The sequence below is a fragment of the Pseudomonas fluorescens genome (assembly GCF_003732425.1).
In the GTDB taxonomy this organism is placed as follows: domain Bacteria; phylum Pseudomonadota; class Gammaproteobacteria; order Pseudomonadales; family Pseudomonadaceae; genus Aquipseudomonas; species Aquipseudomonas fluorescens_BE.
In genome coordinates this window covers 137,051-157,993 of the sequence record NZ_MOBX01000013.1, presented here as the reverse complement: position 1 = coordinate 157,993, position 20,943 = coordinate 137,051, and the positions used below count along the sequence as shown (strand labels likewise).

18 protein-coding genes and 2 pseudogenes are annotated in these 20,943 nt (G+C 58.5%); 10 read left to right on the top strand and 10 right to left on the bottom strand.

The features are described from left to right. Positions 1 to 9: 9 nt before the first annotated feature. The 7 genes from BK670_RS11090 to BK670_RS11060 form a co-directional block, all read right to left on the bottom strand. Positions 10 to 264: a hypothetical protein gene (locus BK670_RS11090; RefSeq protein WP_185036767.1), complete on the bottom strand. Its 255-nt coding sequence runs from the start codon at positions 262 to 264 to the stop codon at positions 10 to 12. A 218-nt stretch (positions 265 to 482) separates the two neighbouring features. After that, positions 483 to 1,739, bottom strand: coding sequence for a hypothetical protein (locus BK670_RS11085; RefSeq protein ID WP_123449787.1), 1,257 nt, complete (start codon positions 1,737 to 1,739; stop codon positions 483 to 485). A gap of 290 nt (positions 1,740 to 2,029) precedes the next feature. After that, positions 2,030 to 3,376, bottom strand: coding sequence for a glutamine synthetase family protein (locus BK670_RS11080; RefSeq protein WP_123449786.1), 1,347 nt, complete (start codon positions 3,374 to 3,376; stop codon positions 2,030 to 2,032). Positions 3,377 to 3,397: 21 nt separating this feature from the next. Further along, the gene (locus tag BK670_RS11075; RefSeq protein ID WP_123449785.1) at positions 3,398 to 3,955 is read right to left on the bottom strand and encodes a helix-turn-helix domain-containing protein; all 558 of its coding nucleotides are present in this window, start codon (positions 3,953 to 3,955) and stop codon (positions 3,398 to 3,400) included. A gap of 25 nt (positions 3,956 to 3,980) precedes the next feature. Further along, complete coding sequence (locus BK670_RS11070; RefSeq protein ID WP_123449784.1) at positions 3,981 to 5,270, bottom strand: NAD(P)/FAD-dependent oxidoreductase; 1,290 nt, start codon at positions 5,268 to 5,270, stop codon at positions 3,981 to 3,983. Between the two features lie 56 nt (positions 5,271 to 5,326). Continuing rightward, the gene (locus BK670_RS11065) at positions 5,327 to 6,655 is read right to left on the bottom strand and encodes an ATP-binding protein (protein WP_123449783.1); all 1,329 of its coding nucleotides are present in this window, start codon (positions 6,653 to 6,655) and stop codon (positions 5,327 to 5,329) included. Further along, entirely contained in the window at positions 6,652 to 7,359 is a 708-nt protein-coding gene (locus BK670_RS11060; protein WP_123449782.1) for a response regulator, read from the bottom strand. The genes BK670_RS11065 and BK670_RS11060 overlap by 4 nt, the downstream gene beginning before the upstream one ends. Before the next feature lie 162 nt (positions 7,360 to 7,521). Between BK670_RS11060 and BK670_RS11055 the strand changes: the two genes are divergently transcribed. The 3 genes from BK670_RS11055 (at position 7,522) to proP (ending at position 10,215) form a co-directional block, all read left to right on the top strand. Next, positions 7,522 to 7,839: a hypothetical protein gene (locus BK670_RS11055; protein WP_123449781.1), complete on the top strand. Its 318-nt coding sequence runs from the start codon at positions 7,522 to 7,524 to the stop codon at positions 7,837 to 7,839. Then, positions 7,839 to 8,498, top strand: coding sequence for a DUF3313 domain-containing protein (locus BK670_RS11050; protein WP_123449780.1), 660 nt, complete (start codon positions 7,839 to 7,841; stop codon positions 8,496 to 8,498). The genes BK670_RS11055 and BK670_RS11050 overlap by 1 nt, the downstream gene beginning before the upstream one ends. Before the next feature lie 214 nt (positions 8,499 to 8,712). Further along, positions 8,713 to 10,215 carry a glycine betaine/L-proline transporter ProP gene (gene proP / locus BK670_RS11045; RefSeq protein ID WP_123449779.1) on the top strand — a complete coding sequence of 501 codons (1,503 nt, stop codon included), beginning with the start codon at positions 8,713 to 8,715 and terminating at the stop codon, positions 10,213 to 10,215. A gap of 32 nt (positions 10,216 to 10,247) precedes the next feature. Here the strand turns inward: proP and BK670_RS11040 are convergent. Next, positions 10,248 to 11,135 (bottom strand): annotated as a pseudogene (locus BK670_RS11040) (LysR family transcriptional regulator). Between the two features lie 99 nt (positions 11,136 to 11,234). Between BK670_RS11040 and BK670_RS11035 the strand changes: the two are divergent. Both BK670_RS11035 and BK670_RS11030 read left to right on the top strand, forming a co-directional pair. Then, positions 11,235 to 11,897 (top strand): NADPH-dependent F420 reductase, encoded by a 663-nt coding sequence (locus tag BK670_RS11035; RefSeq protein ID WP_123449778.1) that lies wholly within the window; start codon positions 11,235 to 11,237, stop codon positions 11,895 to 11,897. 93 nt (positions 11,898 to 11,990) lie between these two features. Continuing rightward, positions 11,991 to 12,584, top strand: a complete 594-nt coding sequence (locus BK670_RS11030; protein WP_123449777.1) for a DUF502 domain-containing protein — start codon at positions 11,991 to 11,993, stop codon at positions 12,582 to 12,584. 16 nt (positions 12,585 to 12,600) lie between these two features. On the opposite strand, the pseudogene BK670_RS11025 reads toward BK670_RS11030, so the two are convergent. After that, a pseudogene (locus tag BK670_RS11025) lies at positions 12,601 to 12,774 on the bottom strand (mechanosensitive ion channel family protein); the annotation flags it as partial. Positions 12,775 to 12,988: 214 nt separating this feature from the next. Here BK670_RS11025 and BK670_RS11020 point away from each other — a divergent pair. Both BK670_RS11020 and BK670_RS11015 read left to right on the top strand, forming a co-directional pair. Beyond that, positions 12,989 to 13,702 carry an NYN domain-containing protein gene (locus tag BK670_RS11020; protein ID WP_123449776.1) on the top strand — a complete coding sequence of 238 codons (714 nt, stop codon included), beginning with the start codon at positions 12,989 to 12,991 and terminating at the stop codon, positions 13,700 to 13,702. An 82-nt stretch (positions 13,703 to 13,784) separates the two neighbouring features. Then, positions 13,785 to 14,879 carry a hypothetical protein gene (locus tag BK670_RS11015; RefSeq protein WP_123449775.1) on the top strand — a complete coding sequence of 365 codons (1,095 nt, stop codon included), beginning with the start codon at positions 13,785 to 13,787 and terminating at the stop codon, positions 14,877 to 14,879. Between the two features lie 160 nt (positions 14,880 to 15,039). Here BK670_RS11015 and BK670_RS11010 read toward each other — a convergent pair whose 3' ends face one another. Next, entirely contained in the window at positions 15,040 to 15,645 is a 606-nt protein-coding gene (locus tag BK670_RS11010) for a TetR/AcrR family transcriptional regulator (RefSeq protein ID WP_123449774.1), read from the bottom strand. Between the two features lie 157 nt (positions 15,646 to 15,802). Between BK670_RS11010 and BK670_RS11005 the strand changes: the two genes are divergently transcribed. From BK670_RS11005 to BK670_RS10995, 3 genes are all read left to right on the top strand, one after another. Continuing rightward, positions 15,803 to 17,185: an aspartate aminotransferase family protein gene (locus tag BK670_RS11005; protein ID WP_123449773.1), complete on the top strand. Its 1,383-nt coding sequence runs from the start codon at positions 15,803 to 15,805 to the stop codon at positions 17,183 to 17,185. A 306-nt stretch (positions 17,186 to 17,491) separates the two neighbouring features. Beyond that, positions 17,492 to 19,195 (top strand): amidase, encoded by a 1,704-nt coding sequence (locus tag BK670_RS11000; RefSeq protein ID WP_123449772.1) that lies wholly within the window; start codon positions 17,492 to 17,494, stop codon positions 19,193 to 19,195. A 359-nt stretch (positions 19,196 to 19,554) separates the two neighbouring features. After that, a complete protein-coding gene (locus BK670_RS10995) occupies positions 19,555 to 20,850 on the top strand; it encodes an OprD family porin (RefSeq protein WP_123449771.1) in 1,296 nt (431 codons plus the stop codon). Positions 20,851 to 20,943 lie beyond the last annotated feature (93 nt).

Genomic DNA, 20,943 nt, shown 5'->3' with positions numbered 1-20,943 from the left:
TTACAGACATCACTTTTTCTTTTTCGCCGGCTTATCAGCCTTCTTTGAATCCTTGGCCTTCTCAGGCTTGCTATCGGCTTTTTTCGCAGACTTCTTCGGCTCGGTGTCTTTTTTCTTGTCCTTCTTGTCGGAAGACTTGGAAAGCGCCGAGGCTGCCGCTGATTTCTTTTCAGGTGATGACTTCTTGTCTTTCAAGTCCTTGCTGGCTTTCGAAGCGTCACCTTTGTCTTTGCTTTTCTTTTCGTCTTTAGCCACGTTGACCACCTCTCGGAGTGTGCCGTTATTGACACATCGCCTGTGCGATTGACCACAAGCTAATCATTAGGCGAACAGGTCCGACAGCGGTTCAGATTATTTTCAGGCGGCGAAATGTGGCGAATCTCCGCGCCACGCGGTGCTGCACGATGAAGCTTCGGCATAGAACCAAGGAGAGATCAGTTGGGTACAGCTCACGTTTGCCAACCCGGCACCTTAGCTATCCGTCAAGCTGGCGTTTTCTCATGTTCATCGGCCAGTGGCCCGTTTCCCTCTTCGTTTGCTGAGCCTACGCCTTGGACATTTGAGATTTTGCCTCCACACTTACAAAACACTGTCGGAACATTTGCCGATTCAATTGCATTATCGATTATCTTCCAGATCTGCTGAAGCCGACGTACATGCAGATCATCCAGGATGATTTCGACCAGCGCTTCAACCATGCTCGCATGTTCACCTTTAAGCTCAGAACCGGTTGAACTTGAAAAATCCGTTTCATCGGTAGAAATCAAGATCAATAAAAGCGCCTTGCTTAGTTCAGGATCCTTCGACATTTTTTTAAGATCAAAAACCGTTCTAATATTATACTTGCGCAGCAACAGCGTTTTTGCCGAACCGACCGCCAGGATAAGTTGAGCTTGCGAAACCCAATCTATTATTTCGTAAAGTCCGTACGGTGTTTCGACGAAAATTTGTATGGGATTGGTCGTGGCAAGGTTCTGGACATCCTCAATTTCAAATTCTGCCAACCTGAATTTTATAAAGGGATCAATCCCGTAGATCAGATCCAAGGGCAACTCATCCTGCAACGCCTTACTGCTATCAGAAACTCTTTTCAGTCTCAACCTGGGAAAGTATTCCGTTAAATATTCTATAAATACACTTGGCACGAACCCGACAAGCAATGCTATCGCTACCGCTGCACCGTCAAGGCCGGTGGCCCTGGAAATAAAAGCCAAGAGTCCTGATGCACTCAGGGCAGCACAAACGACAAGCCCAATGAGTATATGAAGTGCTGAACGGTAGAAAGATATCGGCGAGAGATCGAAGTTCGCGACCTTCCGAATCAGGTATTGCAGGCTCCAGATATACCCCCCCATAAATGTGAACATCAGCAAATACGGAGTTGACTCGTAATTCTGCTTACCGGGTGTGAGCGCAGTAAACTTCTCTAACAGAAAGAGGGCAGTGAGGACCAATCCAAAAGACGAAACGACCGAATATATTCCCGTGGGAATCAAGAAAAGCAGGTTCCTGACCACCCCGTTACTTCTCTGCATTTTTGTGATGGGGCGATACTTGTATTTCACTAACTCAAAAGACGGGATATTCGCTGCCCCGGCTGGCGTTTTGAATAAAATTGATTCCAGATCAGCAATGATCTCATATCGTTTCGCTCTTATCTTTTCACGCCCTATCAAGAGACTAAAGGGCAAAGCGCAACCGAGTATAAAGGCGATAACTAAGAGCGCAGAGTGCAACATTTCAACCTCCCTTGAGGCCGCAACAACTCCTCAGTTGCTGAAAAGGAACGCCAATCTGGCACATCGTATTCCCGGATCTCATTGACTGTAGTGGCAAAAGCGAATACCACAACCGCAGCGGGAAAATTTACAATAATTATTTGATCTAAACATTATTACCAATAACCTCCCGCTTCGATGATGCTAAAACCTCCAATTACTGAATCAACCACGACGCCGGCCTGTGCAAGTTACCCAAGTGAGAAGCGCAAGCATGTTGCGCCTCCACGTATGAGATGCAACTACTGTTCTCAAAAATACCACCGATACTCCCGCGCCCCGATCTCCTGCATAAACGCCAAGTGATCCTGGCGTTTATTCTCGCAATACACATCAACAAACTCCGCACCCAGCCCCTCACGCAACTGCGGCTGATGCTGCATCGCGCGCACGGCTTCGAACATCTCCTTGGGAAAATCAATACCGCTGCTGCGATCTTCGTTCAGCGGCGCAATGGGTTCTTTGCCCGACTCCAGCCCATGCTCCAGCCCCACCAGAATCGCCGCCAGCACCAGATACGGGTTGGCATCCGCGCCCGCCAAGCGATATTCAACCCGCAGGTTCTTCACGTCCGACTCGGGAATGCGCAAGCACGCATCGCGATCCTCATACCCCCAACTGGCCTTGGTCGCGGTGTTCACCGTGCCGCCCAAGCGGCGCATGGCGTTCTGGTTCGGCGCGAAGATCGGCATGCTGTGCGGCAGCAATTCCAGGCACCCCGCCACCGCATGGCGTAGCGGCTGCTGATCATTCGCCGCCAGCAGATTATTGCCATCCGCGTCGTACAAACTGACATGCACATGCATGCCGCTGCCCGGATGCTGCAAGTACGGCTTGGCCATGAAACTGGCGCGATAGCCGTGTTTAAGCGCGACACCGCGCGTGCTGCGGCAGAACAACGCCGCCCAATCCGCCGCACGCAAACCGTCGTCAAGGTGACCGAAGTTGATTTCGAACTGACCGGGGCCGAGTTCGGCGGTAATCACCGTGGCGTCGATGCCCTGCGCCCGCGTGGCTTCGACCATTTCATTCAGCACCGGCGCGAAACGTGAGAGCCGTTCGATGTGCAGGTTCGGTTGATCATCGGCATCGTCAGTCAGCTCATCGCGGGGGAATTGCGGCAAGCCATCGCGCAGCTTTTTATCGAACAGATAAAACTCCAGTTCGAACGCCACCACCGGATGAATGCCTTTGCGCGCCAAACGCCTGAGCACCTGTGCGAGCACTTCACGCGGTTCGAATTCGATCGGTTTTTCGGTGCCGTCCGACGTGATCAACATCTGCCCCAGCGGCTGCGCCTCCCAGGTCACCGGCTTCAAGGTGCCCGGCACGAGGCGGCGCACGGCATCCGGGTCGCCGTCGTTGAAGCAGTAATCGCCAATCTCAAATAAACCACCCTGCACACCCAGCAATACGCAGTTCTGCGGCAGTTTCAGCACGCTGCCGGCGGCGACTTTTTCGAGCATGTCCACCGGGTAACGCTTGCCGTAGAAGTGCCCGGGGATGTCCAGGGAAATCAGGTCGACATAACGCACTTCGGGGTAGCGTTGGCGAAACGCACGCACTTCGGCGAGCAGGTCAGCGCAGACAGCGTCCATCGTGTTCATCCTTTGTTGTGATCAGGTGTAGACCCAGAGCACGCGAGTCAGCTGCTCGGTGAGGTTGCCGTAACGGCAGCGGGTATGACTGTCGAATTGAAAGCTGTCGCCGGCTTTCAACGTGGTCGGTTCTTCGTCGTCGCCCAGCCACAGCGTCAGCTCGCCTTCGAGGACGTAACCGCCCTGCTCCGAGCTGTCGGTCAGATGGCGATCACCGCTGCTCGCGCCGGCTTCCAGATGGCTTTCGAGCATGGAGAACGAGGCACGGATCTGCGGCGACACCAGAATGTCGGTGATGCCGTTGGCGTAATACAGCGTGCGGCGCTCGTCCGGACGCGTCACCCACGGCAACTCCTTGGGCTTGGGCAGGCTGTAGAAATAGGTAGTCGGCACGCCAAAGGTTTCGCTGATCGCGGTCAGATCTGCCACCGTCGGCCGCGACAAGCCGCGCTCGACTTGCGACAGGAACCCCACCGAACGGCCGATCTTGTCGGCCAGTTCTTTCAAGGTGCATTTCTTGTGCTTGCGCAGGTCGTGGATGAGGATCGCCAGCGCGGCGATTTCTTCTTGCTTGTTCATGGCCGGAATTCCGAAAGGTGTTTCATCAAATGCTGTCGCGCAGTCGATACCAGGCCTTGCCGATGGCTTCCAGCGGCGCCGCGAAATGCTTTCCACCGGGAAAGCGGCCATTGCTCAGGCCCTGATATAACGCCAATTCATCGCCATCGCCGAGAATCGCATCGGACACTGCGCGCGCGGCAGCCAATGTCGGCAGGACGCCGTGCCCCGAGTAGCCCTGCAGCCAATAACGGTTGCCCTCACCGCCCACGTCCGGCGTGCGATTGATCGTCAGGTCGATGTGGCCGCCCCAGGCAAACTCGATGCCGACACCTTTGAGTTGCGGGAACACCCGCTCGAGAAACGGCCGTGTCGCCGCTGCAATGTCGTTGGGCATGCCGCCGAGATAAGTGCAGCCACCGCCGAACAACAGACGGTTATCCGGCGTGCGGCGGAAGTAATCGAGGACGAATTGGTTGTCGGTCACGCAGACATTGCGCGGCAACAGTGCGGTGGCCTGCTCGGGCGTCAGCGGTGCGGTGGCGACTTGGTAAGTGCCTACCGGCAGAATGCAGCTGGACAGCTGCGGGTCGAGTTCATCAAGGTAAGCGTTGCACGCCAGCACCAGCACATCGGCGCGCACCGAACCGCGCGCGGTGTTGACCCGGAAACCGGCGCCCGCCTCCTGATAACTCAGCGCCTTGCTTTGTTCATGGATTCGCCCGCCGGCCCGCTCGATGGCGGCCGCCAGGCCCAGCGCCAGTTTCAGCGGATTGAGGTGCGCACCTTCAGGGTCATAAAGCCCGGCCTGATAACGTTCTGTGGCCACCCATTCCGCCAGTTGTTCACGAGGAATGAACTGCAACCCATCGTGGCCCCACTTGTGGCTGGCCTCGTGTTGCCATTCGCTGAGCAGGCTGACCCGGCGCGGCATCACCGAGGTCCACAAATGCCCGGGTCGATAGTCGCAATCGAAACCATGCCGCCCAGGCAACTCGCGTAATTCCCCAGCCGCCCAGCGCATGCCGTCCCACAGCCGTTTCGCCCGCTCATGACCGAGCGCAGCTTCCAGCGGCGGCATATCGCACGACCAGCCGAGAATCGCCTGCCCGCCATTACGCCCCGAGGCCGCCCAGGCCACGCGACTGGCTTCCAGCATGATCACGCGTTTGCCCGCCAAGGCCAGACGCAGCGCGGTGTGCAGGCCACTGAAACCAGCGCCGATGATCACTACGTCGGCGTCATGTTCGCCTTCCAGCGCCGGCCGATCGCGCAACATATCGGCGCAACTGTGGGCGTAATAGCTGTCGACGTGCTGGCTGGATTGCTGGAACATTCGCGACCTCATGAAATTTGTTTCTTATAATTTCATGAAAATCTACAGAATAAATTTCACGCAGGCAACTCGAACTTCGCTATCAACCCTCCGCTTTTGCAATTGCTCAGTGTCAGTTCGCCGCCCTGCTCACGGGCGATTGCTCGCGCTGCGGAAAGACCTAGTCCCACGCCCCCGGTGTCACGATTGCGCGAAGCCTCCAGACGAAAGAACGGATCGAAAACCCGCTCCAGCGCCGCCTCGGGAATACCGGGGCCTTCGTCGCTGACCTCAACGCAGATCGAATACTCGTCACGCGTCAACGCGATGACCGGACGCTGCGCATACTTCAGCGCATTCTCCAGCAGATTGACGATCACCCGTTTGATCCCGAGTGGTCGACCTTCGTAGACCAGATGCGCCGGGCCTTCGAAGTCGACGTGCAGGTGTTGATCACGGTAATCGTCGACGATGGTCTGCACCAGCTCCGACAGATCGAACGCAGTGGTCTGCTCGCGGTGCGTGTCTTCGCGAAAGAACGCCAGCGCGGCATTGATCATCGACTGCATCTCCTCAACGTCACGAATCAGTTTGCCCTGATGATCGAGGTCTTCCATGAATTCGCTGCGCAAGCGCATGCGCGTCAGCGGCGCACGTAAATCGTGGGAGATCGACGCCAGCATGTGCGTGCGCTCGGCGATGAAATGCTGGATCTGCGCCTGCATGGTGTTGAAGGCGATGATCGCTTGACGGATTTCGTCAGGGCCTTCGAGCTTGATCGGCGGTGCGCGCAGGTCGGTGCCGAAGCGTCTGGCGGCACGGGCGAACCGCTGCAACGGGTTGGCCAACTGGCGGGTGGCGACCCAGGCGACCAGCAACGTGGCAATCAGTCCCAACGCGATGACGATGACGATACGCGCGCCAAATTCCAGGCCCCAACTGCGCTCCGGCGGGATAAATGACAACCAGCTGCCATCGACCAACTGCACGAGTGCGGCGTAGTGCGCCTGAGGATTGTCGTCCGGCCAGTCGCTGGGGTTGAACACCTCGATTTTTCGATCAGCCCCCAGCAGTTGGCGCAGCACCGGCACCCGGCTTGCTTGCAGGCGAAGCCCGTCACTGGGCAGTTCGAAGTCCGCGCGCTGTGCTCGCCATGACACCTGCAGCATGGCGCTGCTCGCTGCCGTGGCCAGTTGCGGACGCAGGTTGGCCGGCGCGGCCTCGATCACCCGCGAGGTGGCGGCGATCTGCTCCAGCAGGCCGGTGCGTTCAATCGGTGGCCGCGCCCAGATCCCGGCGACTTGTACGAACAGTGCATTCAACGCCAGCGACGCGAGCATCGCAGCGATGATGGTCAGGGCGATGCGTCGGCGCAGGGTGTCGCCACGCCACAGTCGGCGGATCACGAGCGGCTGACCTTGGCGGTAAACAGATAACCGCCGTTGCGCACGGTACGAATCAGGTCCGGGCGCTTGCTGTCCGGCTCGATCTTGCGCCGCAGGCGGCTGACTTGCACATCGATGCTGCGATCAAAGGCGTCATGGCCATGGCCGTGCGTCAGATCGATCAACTGCTCGCGAGTGAGGATGCGCTGCGGATGATCGAGAAACACCACGAGCAAATCGAACTCGCCGCCAGACAGTGGAATCATCACGTTTTCCGGTGAGCGCAGTTCGCGACAGGTGATGTCCAGATGCCAACCGGCGAAGGCGATCACCGGGCGCGACGGCTCGACCGGGCTGCGCTGTTCAGCGGCGCGACGCTGCAAGGCACGTACGCGAGCGAGCAATTCCTGTGGGGCAAACGGCTTGGTCAGGTAATCGTCGGCACCCAGTTCCAGCCCGACAATGCGATCGCTGAGTTCGGCCATGGCGGTGAGCATGATGATCGGAATGCCCAGCTGCGCGCGCACCTTCTGGCACAGGCTCAGGCCGCTTTCGCCGGGCATCATCAGGTCAAGAATGATCGTGTCCGGACGGTTCTGCGCGATTGCCGCCCACATGGCTTCGCCGTGGGTTGCCACGTCGACTTCATAGGCGTGCTGCACGAAGAACTTCTTCAGCAGCGCGAGAATTTCCACGTCGTCGTCGACGAACAACAGTCTGCTCACAGTTACAGGTCCATGCGGCGAAAAAACGCCAATCTAAAGCCATTTCGCCGCCCGGGTCATTTATTTCAATCGAGCAACATTTCTACGCGCCAGACATCAAGCGGACATCCTCCGGCAAAACCGCACGGGCATTCTGCGGCCATTCCAATCCAGGAGGTTCGCATGAAGCTATTGAACGACAACCCTTGCGCCGGGGGGCACAACAGCAACCGTCCCTTGATCCTCAGCCAGCGCACCGCCGCGCTCGGCCCGGACACACCGGTTGTGTTTCAGGAGTCGTGCCTGAGCGTGTCCAGCGATCAGAGCCGGATCGTCCTGCGCCGCTACTTCGAGCAATTCAGCCCGACCAATGCGCACTGGGTGGAGTACGTCCACAGCATTGCCGCCGCCGACCTGATCCAATGGATCATGACCCACGGCCAGTTGCACATCGAGTGCTCAGACAGCATTACCACGCAACCTCACAAGGAAACCCGTTAATGCCCCGCACGCGTTCGCTGTCGCTGGCCCTCGCCACCACCCTGAGCCTGTCGGCCTGCAGCAGTAACAAGGTCGAGCACAGCGGCTTTCTGCATGACTACAGCGTGTTGACCGAGCGCCAATCGCCGTCCGGCCAGGCTGTGCTGGCGTGGGTCAGCCCGGCGCTGGCCAGAGGTCGCTACACCCAGGTTTACCTGGCGCCGAGTCAGTTTTACCCGAGTGCCGAGCCGACGCCGCGGATTCCGCTGAGCACCCTGTCCGGGGTCACCGACTACTACGACGCAGCATTACGGCTGGAACTGGGCAAGGTGCTGCATCTGGTCAACCAACCCGGGCCGAACACCCTGGTGGTGCGCCCCGCCATCACTCAAGTCGCGACCAGTACACAGGGTCTGCGTTTTTATGAGTGGCTGCCGGTCACCCTTGTCGCGGCCGGTGTGAGCACAGCCACCGGCATCCGCGATCAGGACAGCCAAGTCGCCACCGAGGTGTCGTTCGAGGACGGCTCAACCGGCGAAGTGATTGCCGAAGTGGTGCGCAAAGGCACCGGTGTGCCGCTGGAGAACGATAAGCAGGTGCTGACCGCCGATGACGTCAAGGTGGTGCTGGATGGTTGGGCCAGCGACCTCGGCAAATCCTACGCAACCCTGCGCCGGTAACGACATTCCCCTGTAGGAGCTGCCGAAGGCTGCGATCTTTTGATGTTGATCTTAAAAAGATCGCAGCCTTCGGCAGCTCCTACACAGCTACGCAGGGAAAAAAAGCGCCGGGCAGTGAATTATTTCGTGTCCTCATGTATCTGAGCCAAAGAGTACGCGCCATCAAAAAGATGGCATCTACGCGGCACGATGGATCAGCAAAGAGAAGACCCGGATGAAATCACGCAAGAAAACCGTCAAGCCGATCGGCCTGAAAGACATCACCATTGTCGACGACGCCAAGATGCGCAAGGCGATCACTGCCGCCGCACTGGGCAATGCCATGGAATGGTTCGACTTTGGTGTCTATGGCTTCGTCGCCTATGTGCTCGGCAAAGTGTTCTTCCCCGGCGCCGACCCCGGCACACAGATGATTGCCGCGCTGGCGACGTTCTCGGTGCCCTTCCTGATTCGGCCGCTGGGCGGCTTGTTCTTCGGCGCCTTGGGCGACAAGTACGGGCGACAAAAAGTCCTCGCCGCGACCATCGTGATCATGTCGCTGAGCACTTTCGCCATCGGCCTGATTCCGTCCTATGCCTCGATCGGTATCTGGGCGCCGATTCTGCTGTTGCTGGCAAAAATGGCTCAGGGCTTCTCGGTAGGCGGTGAATACACCGGCGCGTCGATCTTCGTCGCCGAATATGCGCCGGACCGCAAACGCGGCTTCCTCGGCAGTTGGCTGGATTTCGGCTCGATTGCCGGTTTCGTCCTCGGCGCCGGCGTTGTCGTGTTGATCTCGACGACCCTGGGCGAAGCGAAGTTCGAGGAATGGGGCTGGCGTCTGCCGTTCTTCCTTGCGTTGCCGCTGGGCATGATCGGCCTCTATCTGCGTCACGCCCTGGAAGAAACCCCGGCATTCCAGCAGCACGTCGAAAAGCTTGAGCAAGGTGATCGCGAAGGCCTCGCCGGTGGCCCGAAAGTCTCGTTCAAGGAGGTTGCGACCAAACACTGGCGCAGCCTGATGACCTGCATCGGCGTGGTGGCGGTGACCAACGTTACCTACTACATGCTGCTCACCTATATGCCGAGTTACCTGTCGCACAACCTGCACTACAGCGAAAACCGTGGCGTGCTGATCATCATCGCGATCATGGTCGGCATGCTGTTCGTGCAGCCGGCGATTGGCTTTATCAGCGACAAGATTGGCCGCAAGCCTTTCATCGTCGTCGGCAGCATCGGTTTGTTCATTCTGGCAATTCCGGCGTTCATGCTGATCAACAGCGGCAAGATCGGTTTGATCTTCGCCGGCCTGCTGATGCTGGCCGTGCTGCTGAACTTCTTTATCGGCGTCATGGCCTCCACCCTGCCGGCGATGTTCCCCACGCACATTCGCTACAGCGCACTGGCGGCGGCGTTCAACGTCTCGGTATTGATCGCCGGTCTGACCCCGACCGTGGTCGCCTGGCTGGTCGAGAGCACCAATAATCTGTACATGCCGGCGTATTACCTGATGGTCATCGCTGTGGTCGGTCTGGTCACTGGTGTGACGATGAAAGAAACCGCGAACAAGCCGTTGCGTGGCGCCGCACCGGCCGCCTCGGACCTCGAGGAAGCCAAGGAACTGCTGCAAGAACACCACGACAATATTGAGCAGAAAATCGAAGACATCGACGCCGAAATCGCCGAACTGGAGGCCAAGCGCAAGGAACTGGCCCAGCAGCATCCGCGAATTAACTGAGCCGCTTTATTCCCTCATCCGAATCGCCGCAGTCAGGCAAAGCGCCTGACTGCGGCATCGATGAACTGGCGCACTTTCGCCGTCTTCTGCCGATGGGCCGTGTACAGCAGATGCATCGGCCTGCTCGGCGCCTCAAAGCCCTCCAGCAACCTGACCAACTCGCCTCTGCGCAACGCCGGTTCAAGAAAGTCGGCTGGCCCCAGTACAATCCCGAACCCATCAACCGCCGCTGACAACAGCGCCTTGCTCTCGTTGACGTGCAAGCGACTGCTCACCGGAACTCGCTCGACCTGTGCGCCGTTGACAAACGACCACTCGTGATCGGCGGGCCGTGACCAGTAGGCATAGCCCAGGCACTCATGCTGTTGCAGATCGGCGGGCACCTGCGGCGTGCCGTGTTCGACCAGATAACCCGGCGCCGCGCAGACAATCAAGCGATACGCGGCCAACGGTCTGGCGGTCAGGCTGGCCGTGGCCAACGGGCCGATCCGGAAAGCCACCTCAAACCCCTCCTCCACCAGATCCACCGCGCGGTCAGTCAAGTGCAGGTCAATTTCCACCTAGGGAAACTCGCGCAAAAACGCCGTCACAAACGGGATCAGGCTATATGAACCGAACGTCACCGGCGCGCTGATCCTGAGCTTGCCGCGCGGCGTATCGTTCATGATCTGCGCCAGCGAATCAGCGGCCTGCGCCTCACTGACAATGTGCTTGCAGCGCTCATAGTAGGCCTGGCCCAGCTCGGTCAGGCTTTGCCGGCGCGTGGTGCGATTGAGCAAACGCGCACCGAGCCGTTGTTCAAGGGCAGCCACGTGTTTGGCGACCATTTGCGCCGACATGTCCAGGCGTTGCGCGGCACTGGCGTAAGAGCCCGCTTCGGCCGCCATCACGAAAGCCGCCATGCTGCTCAGCCGATCCATTCGAAACTCCTGTTAGCGAAAGTAAGTAACAGAGTGCGATTTATCTGCACCTAGTCAGGAATCATCATAGTGGCTCCCCACCTGACAGAGGAACACACCATGCGAATTGGAATCGTTGGAGCCGGATTCATTGGGCGCGCCGTCGCGCAAATCGCCCTCGCCGCCGGACACGAAGTGATGCTCAGTAACTCACGCGGCCCGAAGACCATGAGCAGCGTGCTCGCCGGCATCACCGGCTGCCAGATCGGAACGGCCGAACAGGCCACACAGTTTGCTGACGTGGTGTTGCTGGCCATCCCCTACGAACACATCCCGAGCATGCCGCCAGCCTGGTTCGAAGGCAAAACCTTGCTCGACGCCAACAACTATTACCCTGATCGCGACGGCCACATCGCCGCACTCGACACCTTCCAGGCCACCACCAGCCGTTTGCTCGCCGAGCATCTGCAGGGCGCCACCGTGGTCAAGGTGTTCAATGCCATCCTCGCGGCGGACTTGCTTACGGATGCCCGCCCGCACGGCTCCAGCGAGCGGCGCGCCTTGCCCATTGCAGCGGATGACGCGCAGGCCAAGGCGTTGGTCGTGGGTTTGCTGGACGAACTCGGCTTCGATGCGGTCGACGCCGGAGGCCTCGATGAGAGCTGGCGATTCGAGCGGGCGAAACCAGCTTACTGCGCACCGCTGGACAAGTCCGGGCTGGAGATAGCCTTGGCTGCTGCCGAGCGCGAGGTCGAGTTACCCTTGGGCAGTTGGCGTCGCTGATAGCGCCTGCACGCACCAGCGTTTCAGCCTTCCGGCAGGTGGGCAGAGATCAGCTAGCCTTGAATCGGATCGCACGTCATTCAAGGAGCCGTCATGTTCAAGTTCATCAAGACCACCGTGATCGGCGGGTTGTTGTTCATCCTGCCGTTGGTGCTGATTGTCGTGCTGATCGAAAAAGCCATCCACCTGCTGCGCGGGCCGGTGGAGAAGTTGTTGCCGATGTTCAAAGGCTATGACGTGGCGGGCGTGACGCTGGTGAGTCTGGCGACGTTGCTGGGCCTGATCGTCCTGTGTTTTCTCGCCGGGCTGCTGGCACGCACGTCTGCAGCGGCGCGGGCGATGGAGGCCACGGAAAACAAGCTGCTCAGCAACCTGCCGGGCTATCAATTGTTCAAAGACACCACCGCGCGGTTTGCCGGGCTGGAAAACGAGGACGGCTCCAGGGTCGGCCTGATTGCCGAGGGCGAAGGCTTTCGCCTGTGCCTGATCGTCGAAAGCGTGGATGACTGGCTGACGATTTTCATGCCGGACGGTGGCCCGGCGGGCGGTGCCGCCGGTGAAGTGCGGTTGGTGCCCGCCGCACAGGTCATCGTTACCGAACTGTCGTGGCTGAGCCTGGCCACCGGCTTGCGCCGTGGCGGCCGTGGCATGCTTGGGCAGATGCAACCGTGGCTGCCGAAAGCCTGAAACCGATATATTGCCTTCACTGATCCTTCGGTGCTTGTGCGGGTGCCATGAACCATTTTTCCCGTGGCACCCGCTTCTCACTCTGCGGATCACCCAGATAGTGCGGTGACATGATCTGCACGCCGTAATCGCTGAACACATCCTGAATGTTGGCGTGGAGCATGCTCAGCAGCACCCGCGGGCGCGGCTGTCAGCTCCGGGCGCGTGGCAGATTTCACGTGAAACCTGGGACGTTGCTCTAAGTACCGGCAAGGATTCAGTGCCACAGCGGCGGCTGAAATGCAGGCCTGTTCATAGCGTTTGGGCGTAGTGGAGCGCGTTCTGCTGCCAATGGCTAGCTGGACACTTTTACGATTCGATGACTAGGATGTAGCCAGAAGCCATCACTCGAAAAGGAAATCGCCTTGGCCTTACCTGACACGCTCCGCCTGGCTGTGCTCATCGATGCTGACAACGCCAGTTCGTCTGTCGTAAAAGAACTTTTGGAGGAAGTGGCAAAGTACGGGACATCGACCGTCAAGCGCGCGTACGGTGACTGGACGACCCAACACTTGCTGGGCTGGAAAAACCATTTGCATAAGCATGCCATTCAGCCTATCCAGCAGTTCGCCTACACCCAAGGCAAAAATTCGACGGACTCAGCATTCATCATCGACGCTATGGATCTGCTGTACGCCGGCAATGTGGATGGGTTCTGCATTGTTTCCAGTGACAGTGATTTCACCCGACTGGCGACACGCCTGAGGGAAGCCGGCAAAAAAGTTTATGGTCTGGGTGAACGTAAAACACCTGACGCGTTCATTGCTGCCTGCGACAAGTTCATTTTCTTTGAGGTACTGAAGAAACCCGCTCAAAACGCCGTGCCAGTCACCATCGACAACCTCCCTAACTTAAAAGAAGTTCTGACCCAAGCTATCGAGCAAAAGGCTCGCGACCACGGTTGGGCAGCACTGAGTGGGGTGGGAGCCTACATCTCCAAGAACCACGCCTCATTCGATGCCCGAAACTATGGGTTTGCCAAGTTAGGGTCGTTAGTGCGTGCTCAGAACTACATTGAAGTCAAGGAAATCCCGGACGGAGAAATCACTCACATCCAGGTCCGGCTGAACGACAAGTAATCCTTACTGCACCATCAATCTTTAGCTCACAAAATAGACTTCAGTCACTGAACCGATAATTCTTTACAGGACATAGAAATACATGGCACTGCTAGACTTCAGAGAAATCGCCTCTGCAAACCGTTCCTTTAATTCAAAACAGGCTATCCCCATAGGAGTATCCAGTTCTGTTGACGACTTCGAACTCTTCGCGCAAGAGTTTTTTACGTCTGTGAAAAAAATGAGAATTTTCAAAAGCGTCTCAAACGGCCCGGACCAGGGTATGGATCTTGGCGTCACAGACAGTTCAGGCTTCCGCTGGCTAGTGAGTTGCAAGCACTATGCTCACATGGACAAACCTGTTCCTCTCGACAAAGAATTCGGGGTCCTTGAGAAAACTCTCAGCTGGGAATGCGACGGATTTATTGCGTTTTACACCACCATCCCAAGCGCCACACTGGATCAGCACCTTGACGGGGCTGAAAAGGGGGGAATCAAAGTAGAGCGATATACTAAGGACCGGATTGAGTCTGAGTTGCTTGCTTCATCAACAGGAACTCAAATCGCGGCCAGGTATTTCCCTAAATCAATGACCAATCACTACGGAAACTTGATAAAAACCGTTGATGAATACGATATAAATGATGTAGTCATCACCAACGGAGTAGCGAGACTTGCAAACTTCTCAATTCATTTGGGCAGTGACGATGCAGATTATGTTCTTAGAATGAAAGAGCGCTTGGCTTACGATGCCAACATCTATGCGACTATACTTCAGCACCGCCCTTATTTTGCTGCGGCGATAACGGATGCTGTCGACCTGGCACCGTCTTACTTTCAAGCCGACAGTACGCTGGCGCAGCATTTCTCAGGACTCGCTCCGACATGGGATGCATTCAGGTTGAGCCAAGAAGAAAGTCTTGAGCGGATTTATTATGTCTGCGCGGCGTGGGCGTTTTGGGATTGGTATGACGCCAATTTAATATTCGCAAAAACCATGGTCATTAGAAGCTTCCAACATCTTGGCAAGGTCGATGACGAAGAATCGCTGCTGAGCCTCGTCGCAAAGGAAGAATTCGAAGATCAAATCCAATACCAGAAAACCAAAGGCTTACTGAACATTGGTTTACTCAGTCACAAGCTGCCTGAACAGTACCGAAATGTTTTGGGCCGGCTTTTTCTGTTCGGTCAGGCTTAATTCGACTCAGATATGAAAACCGATATGCACAACTGGGCAACACTGTCGCTGGTGCTTGGGCTAGTTCACGACTAAACCTGATTCGCATCCCTGTTCAACAGAAGCTTCCGGATCAGCCCCCTCGCTCTTTCATGATTCTTGCCTTGGCCGGCAGTACGCCTCAGCGCTCCAGCATCCCGTGACACAACAGATTCAAAACTCCGCGCATGTGCAATGCATGCGCCGTTCTATCCGGCACTTCCTGCGTGGCCAAGCGAATGAACGCCATGTTCGCGTATTGGTTGAACAGCGTCGCGACCACGTCGAGATCGATCGATTCGCGCACTTTGCCGGCCTGCTGGAAATGCAGAAGCAGCGCTTTGGTCTCCTCGATCACGGCCGCATTCCACGGACTCATCGCCTCAGCCAGTTCACCCGTCAGCAGAAACGGCGCCAGTTCCCGCCACAGCGAAGCCGGCATCGCCTGTAGCTGGTAATCGGTCATCAGCCCTTCGAACTCGCACAGCGCCTCCAGCGGATCGCTGTCAGCGTCCAGATTCGCCCGCGCCTCGCGCATGGCTTGCTCATCGGGTTGCTTGAGCAAGGCCAGCAGAATTTCCTGCTTGCCGCCGAAATAGTTGACCACAGTGGGTGCGGAAACACCCGCCTGCACGGCGATCTGCTCCAGTGTGGTGGCCGCAAAGCCGTTGCGCTTGAACAGCTCGAGCGCCGCTTCGGCAATCACCTGCCGGCGCTGTTCCTTCTGCCGCTCTCTGAGTCCGCTCATGTTGCCTCTGATGGTCCTTGCCAATGGCCCTCAGCCTACGGGTATCTTTTTTCACCGACAAATATTTTCTTTACAAAAATATTTTTAGGTGACAAAACTTTATCCGTGCAGCGCTGCGATGAACGCACTCACTTGCCCTTTTCTCTGGAGATCCGCCATGTCCGCCGAAGTCGATTCGACCCGCAGTACCCGCGATTACCAAGCCTCTGACGCTGCCCACCACATTCACGCATTCGTTGATCAGAAGGCTCTCAACGAGGAAGGCCCGCGGGTGATGGTCAGCGGTGATCGGCTGGCATTGTGGGACAACGACGGCAAGCGTTATCTGGACGGCATGTCCGGCCTGTGGTGCACCAACCTTGGCTACGGGCGCAAGGATCTCGCCGCTGCCGCGACCGCACAGTTGGAGCAACTGCCCTACTACAACATGTTCTTCCACACCACTCACCCGGCGGTGATCGAGCTGTCCGAGCTGCTGTTCAGCCTGTTGCCCAAGCACTACAGCCACGCGATCTACACCAACTCCGGCTCCGAAGCCAACGAAGTGCTGATCCGCACCGTGCGCAAGTTCTGGCAGGTGATGGGCAAGCCCGAGAAGAAAATCATGATCGGCCGCTGGAACGGCTACCACGGCTCGACCCTAGCCGCGACAGCGTTGGGCGGAATGAAGTTCATGCATGAGATGGGTGGCACCATTCCTGATGTGGCGCACATCGATGAGCCGTACTGGTTCGCCCACGAAGGTAATCTCAGCCCGGAAGCATTCGGCCTGCAAGCCGCGCGGCAACTGGAAGACAAGATTCTCGAACTGGGCGCCGACAAGGTCGCCGCGTTCGTCGCCGAACCTTTTCAGGGCGCGGGCGGCATGATCATTCCGCCGGCAACGTACTGGCCGGAAATTCAGCGCATCTGCCGTCAATACGATGTGTTGTTATGTGCTGATGAAGTGATTGGTGGTTTTGGTCGCACGGGCGAATGGTTCGCCCATCAGGCATTCGGTTTTGAACCCGACACGCTGTCGATCGCCAAAGGCCTGACCTCCGGTTACATCCCCATGGGCGGTTTGATTCTGTCGCGGCGCATGGCCGAGGCGCTGGTGGAAAAAGGTGGTGTGTTTGCCCACGGCCTGACCTATTCCGGGCACCCGGTGGCCGCCGCCGTGGCGATTGCCAACCTCAAGGCCTTGCGCGATGAGGGTGTGGTGACTCAGGTGAAAACCGACACCGGCCCGTACCTGCAGAACTGCCTGCGCGAAGTGTTTAGCAATCACCCGTTGGTGGGTGAGATTCAGGGGGTTGGCCTGGTCGCGGCGTTGCAGTTTGCTGAGGACAAGGCCAGCCGCAAGCGCTTTGCCAATGAAAACGATATTGCCTGGCGGTGCCGCACGATCGGCTTTGAGGAAGGGTTGATCATTCGTTCGACACTGGGGCGGATGATCATGGCCCCAGCGTTGGTTGCCACGCGCACGGAGCTGGATGAGTTGATCGACAAGACGCGGATCGCAGTGGATCGGACGGCGCGTGAGTACGGCGTGCTGTGATCGGCTGAAGTGATGGGTTGGCAGAAGCTCCGCTTTCGCGAGCAGGCTCGCTCCCACATTTGGAATGCATTCCACTTTGGCAGCCTGGATGCCTGTTTGAAATGCGATCCCTGTGGGAGCGAGCCTGCTGGCGAAGGGGCCAGTGAGGGAGAAAATCGGCGGTAGATCGTTGCCGCCGATTACTCCGTGCGCCGCTTGGTGTTAAATAGGCGCCAGTCTTAACCTTGTCGCTTATAGCTGTGCAACGAGAACCGATATGAACACCCCTTCCAAGAAAAACACCCAAATTCAAACAGCGGTGAGCGCATGATCGAAGTCACCGAAGTTTCCATCGCCCAACTGCGTGCCGCGCTGGAATCGGGCCAGACCACCGCAGTCGAACTGGTGCAGGCATATCTCGCACGCATCGATACCTACGACGGCGCCGACACCCCCACCGCGCTGAATGCCGTGGTCGTGCGCAACCCTGAAGCGTTGAACGAAGCCCGGGCGTCCGATGCCCGCCGTGCCAAAGGTGAAACCCTCGGCCCGCTCGACGGCATTCCCTACACCGCCAAGGACAGCTATCTGGTCAAGGGCCTGACGGCGGCGTCCGGCAGCCCGGCCTTCGCCGATCTGGTGGCTTATCGTGACGCCTTCACCATCGAACGCCTGCGCGCGGCCGGGGCGATATGCCTGGGCAAAACCAATATGCCGCCGATGGCCAATGGCGGCATGCAGCGCGGCGTATACGGTCGCGCCGAAAGTCCTTACAACGCCGATTACCTCACCGCGCCGTTTGCCTCCGGCTCTTCGAACGGTGCCGGCACTGCCACTGCCGCAAGTTTCGCCGCCTTCGGTCTGGCCGAAGAAACCTGGTCGAGCGGGCGCGGCCCGGCGTCGAACAATGGTTTGTGCGCCTACACGCCGTCGCGCGGGGTGATCTCGGTGCGCGGCAACTGGCCGTTGACCCCGACCATGGACGTGGTCGTGCCTTACGCGCGCACCATGGCCGACCTGCTCGAAGTCCTCGACATCGTCGTGGCTGAAGATCCGGACACCCGTGGCGACCTCTGGCGTCTGCAACCATGGGTGCCGATCCCGAGCGTCAGCGAAGTGCGCCCCGCCGCTTACGCCGATCTGGCCGCCGACGCCAAAGCGCTGGCCGGCAAGCGCTTCGCCGTGCCGCGCATGTTCATCAATGCCGACCCTGAAGCCGGCACCAGCGAAGCCCCGGGCATCGGTGGCCCGACCGGCCAGCGCATCAACACCCGCGCCTCCGTGATCGATCTGTGGAAGCAGGCACGCCAAGCCCTCGAAGCCGCCGGTGCCGAAGTCATCGAAACCGATTTCCCGCTGGTCTCCAACTGCGAAGGCGACCGCCCTGGCGCGCCGACCGTGTTCACCCGGGGGCTGGTCTCGAAAGAGTTCCTTCACCATGAGCTGTGGGACCTGACCGCGTGGGCGTTCGACGACTTCCTGCAAGCCAACGGCGACCCGAAACTCAACCGTCTGGTCGACGTCGACGGGCCGAAAATCTTCCCGCACGACCCGGGCACCCTGCCCAACCGTGAAGGCGATCTGGCTGCCGGCATGGACGAATACGTGCGCATGGCCGAGCGCGGCATCACGCCGTGGAATGAAATCCCCACTGTGCCCGACGGCCTGCGCGGCCTCGAACAGACCCGGCGCATCGACCTCGAAGACTGGATGGATAAGCTGGGCCTCGACGCCGTGCTATTCCCTACTGTTGCCGACGTCGGCCCGGCGGACGCGGACGTCAATCCGGAGTCGGCCGACATCGCCTGGAGCAACGGCATTTGGGTGGCCAACGGCAACCTCGCGATCCGCCACCTCGGCGTACCGACCGTCACCGTGCCGATGGGCGTGATGGCCGACATCGGCATGCCTGTGGGCCTGACCTTTGCTGGCCGCGCCTACGACGACTCGAACCTGCTGCGCTTCGCGGCGGCATTTGAATCGACGGGCAGCAAACGCCAGATCCCGCCACGCACGCCGCCGCTGGCGTAACGCATTCAAACCTGTGGGAAGCAAGCCAGCTCCCACAGGTTCTGCTGCCGCCACAAAATCCTCATTCAACCCAAAACCCTGTGGGAGCGAGCCTGCTCGCGAAAGCGGTGTGTCGGCCGGCAATAATGTTGACTGATGTACCGCCTTCGCGAGCAGGCTCGCTCCCACATTTTTTTGTGTGATGCCAAGATCGGTGGGTACACCATAGACCCCTGTGAGAGCTGGCTTGCCAGCCATGGCGTCAGCGCATTCACAACCCCAATACCTGACAGCCACAGCAATTCAGCACATCCGCTCAATCCCCTGCACTGCATTCCCGCGATCATCCCGGCCACCTTCATTGCCGCTGGCCACTGACCATGATCGACTGCGTCCCCTCGCGCCTCACCCTGCTCGCGCTGTTCTGCGGTCTGACCACCACCGCCCACGCCAGCGGTTTCTTCGACGATGCCAAAAGCGAAGTGCTCAGCCGCAACTTCTACCTGAGTAACGACTACCGCTCGCCTTCAACGTCCGGCAAAAACTACAAACAGGAGTGGGCTCAAGGCTTTATCGGCACCTTCTCATCCGGTTTCACCCCCGGAACCGTCGGTTTCGGCATTGATGCGCACGCCTTCGCCGGGTTGAAACTGGACGGCGGCAAGGGACATTCCGGGACGGGGCTGCTGCCGGTCGACAGTGATGGTCGCAGCGAAAACGATTACTCCAGCGCAGGCGGTGCGCTCAAGTTGAAAGCCTCGCGCACCACCCTCGCCTTCGGTGAAATGACCGTGGAAACCCCGGTATTTGACACCTCCGACAAGCGCCTGCAACCGGAGTACGCCAGCGGTTTCCTGCTCAACAGCGCCGAGTTCGACAACATCAATCTGGTGGCCGGGCATTTCACCGCGTTCAAGAATCAGGACAGCTCATCGGGCAAAGGCGATTTCTACGGCTATGGCGCCAATACCGAGGCCGGCGGGATCAGTTTTCTCGGCGCCGACCTGTTCACCGACAGCCCGATTGGCGGCGCGTTATATGCCTCGGACCTGAGCGACACCTGGCATCAGTACTACGGCAATCTGCACTTCAAACAGTCCGGCGTGCTGCTCGACGCCAACCTCTACCACACCCGCGACACCGGCCGGGCGCTGGCCGGCGCCATCGACAACACCGCGTTCAGCCTCTCCGGCAAATACACCTTCGGCGCGCACGCGGTGATGCTCGGCTGGCAAAAGATCGATGGCGACACGCCGTTCGATTTTGTCGGCGGCGACTCGATCTACCTCGCCAACTCGATCAAATACGCCGACTTCAACGGCGCCAACGAACGCTCCTGGCAGGCGCGCTACGACCTCGACCTCGGCGCCTTGGGCATCCCTGGCCTGAACTTCATGACCCGCTACGTCAGCGGCAGCCACATCGACGGCACCCACGCGCCCAAGGGCGGCGCGTACAACCCGTTTGACGCCGACAGCGGTGACTATCAACCGCAACAAGGCGATGGCGGCAAGCATTGGGAGCGGGATATCGATTTGAAGTACGTCGTGCAGTCGGGCGCGGCGAAGGATTTGTCGGTGCGGGTCTCGCATGTTTCACATCGGGCCAATGAGGCGCAGGCCGGCGATGACATTGACCGGATTTACGTGGTGATTCAGTACCCGTTGGTTTTCTGAAACGGCTGCCCGTCAAAGTGGGTGAAGAACCCACACATTGAGTCGTTTCTGCGCCATTTGAAGAAACTCACACAATCGCGACTTTAAGAATCG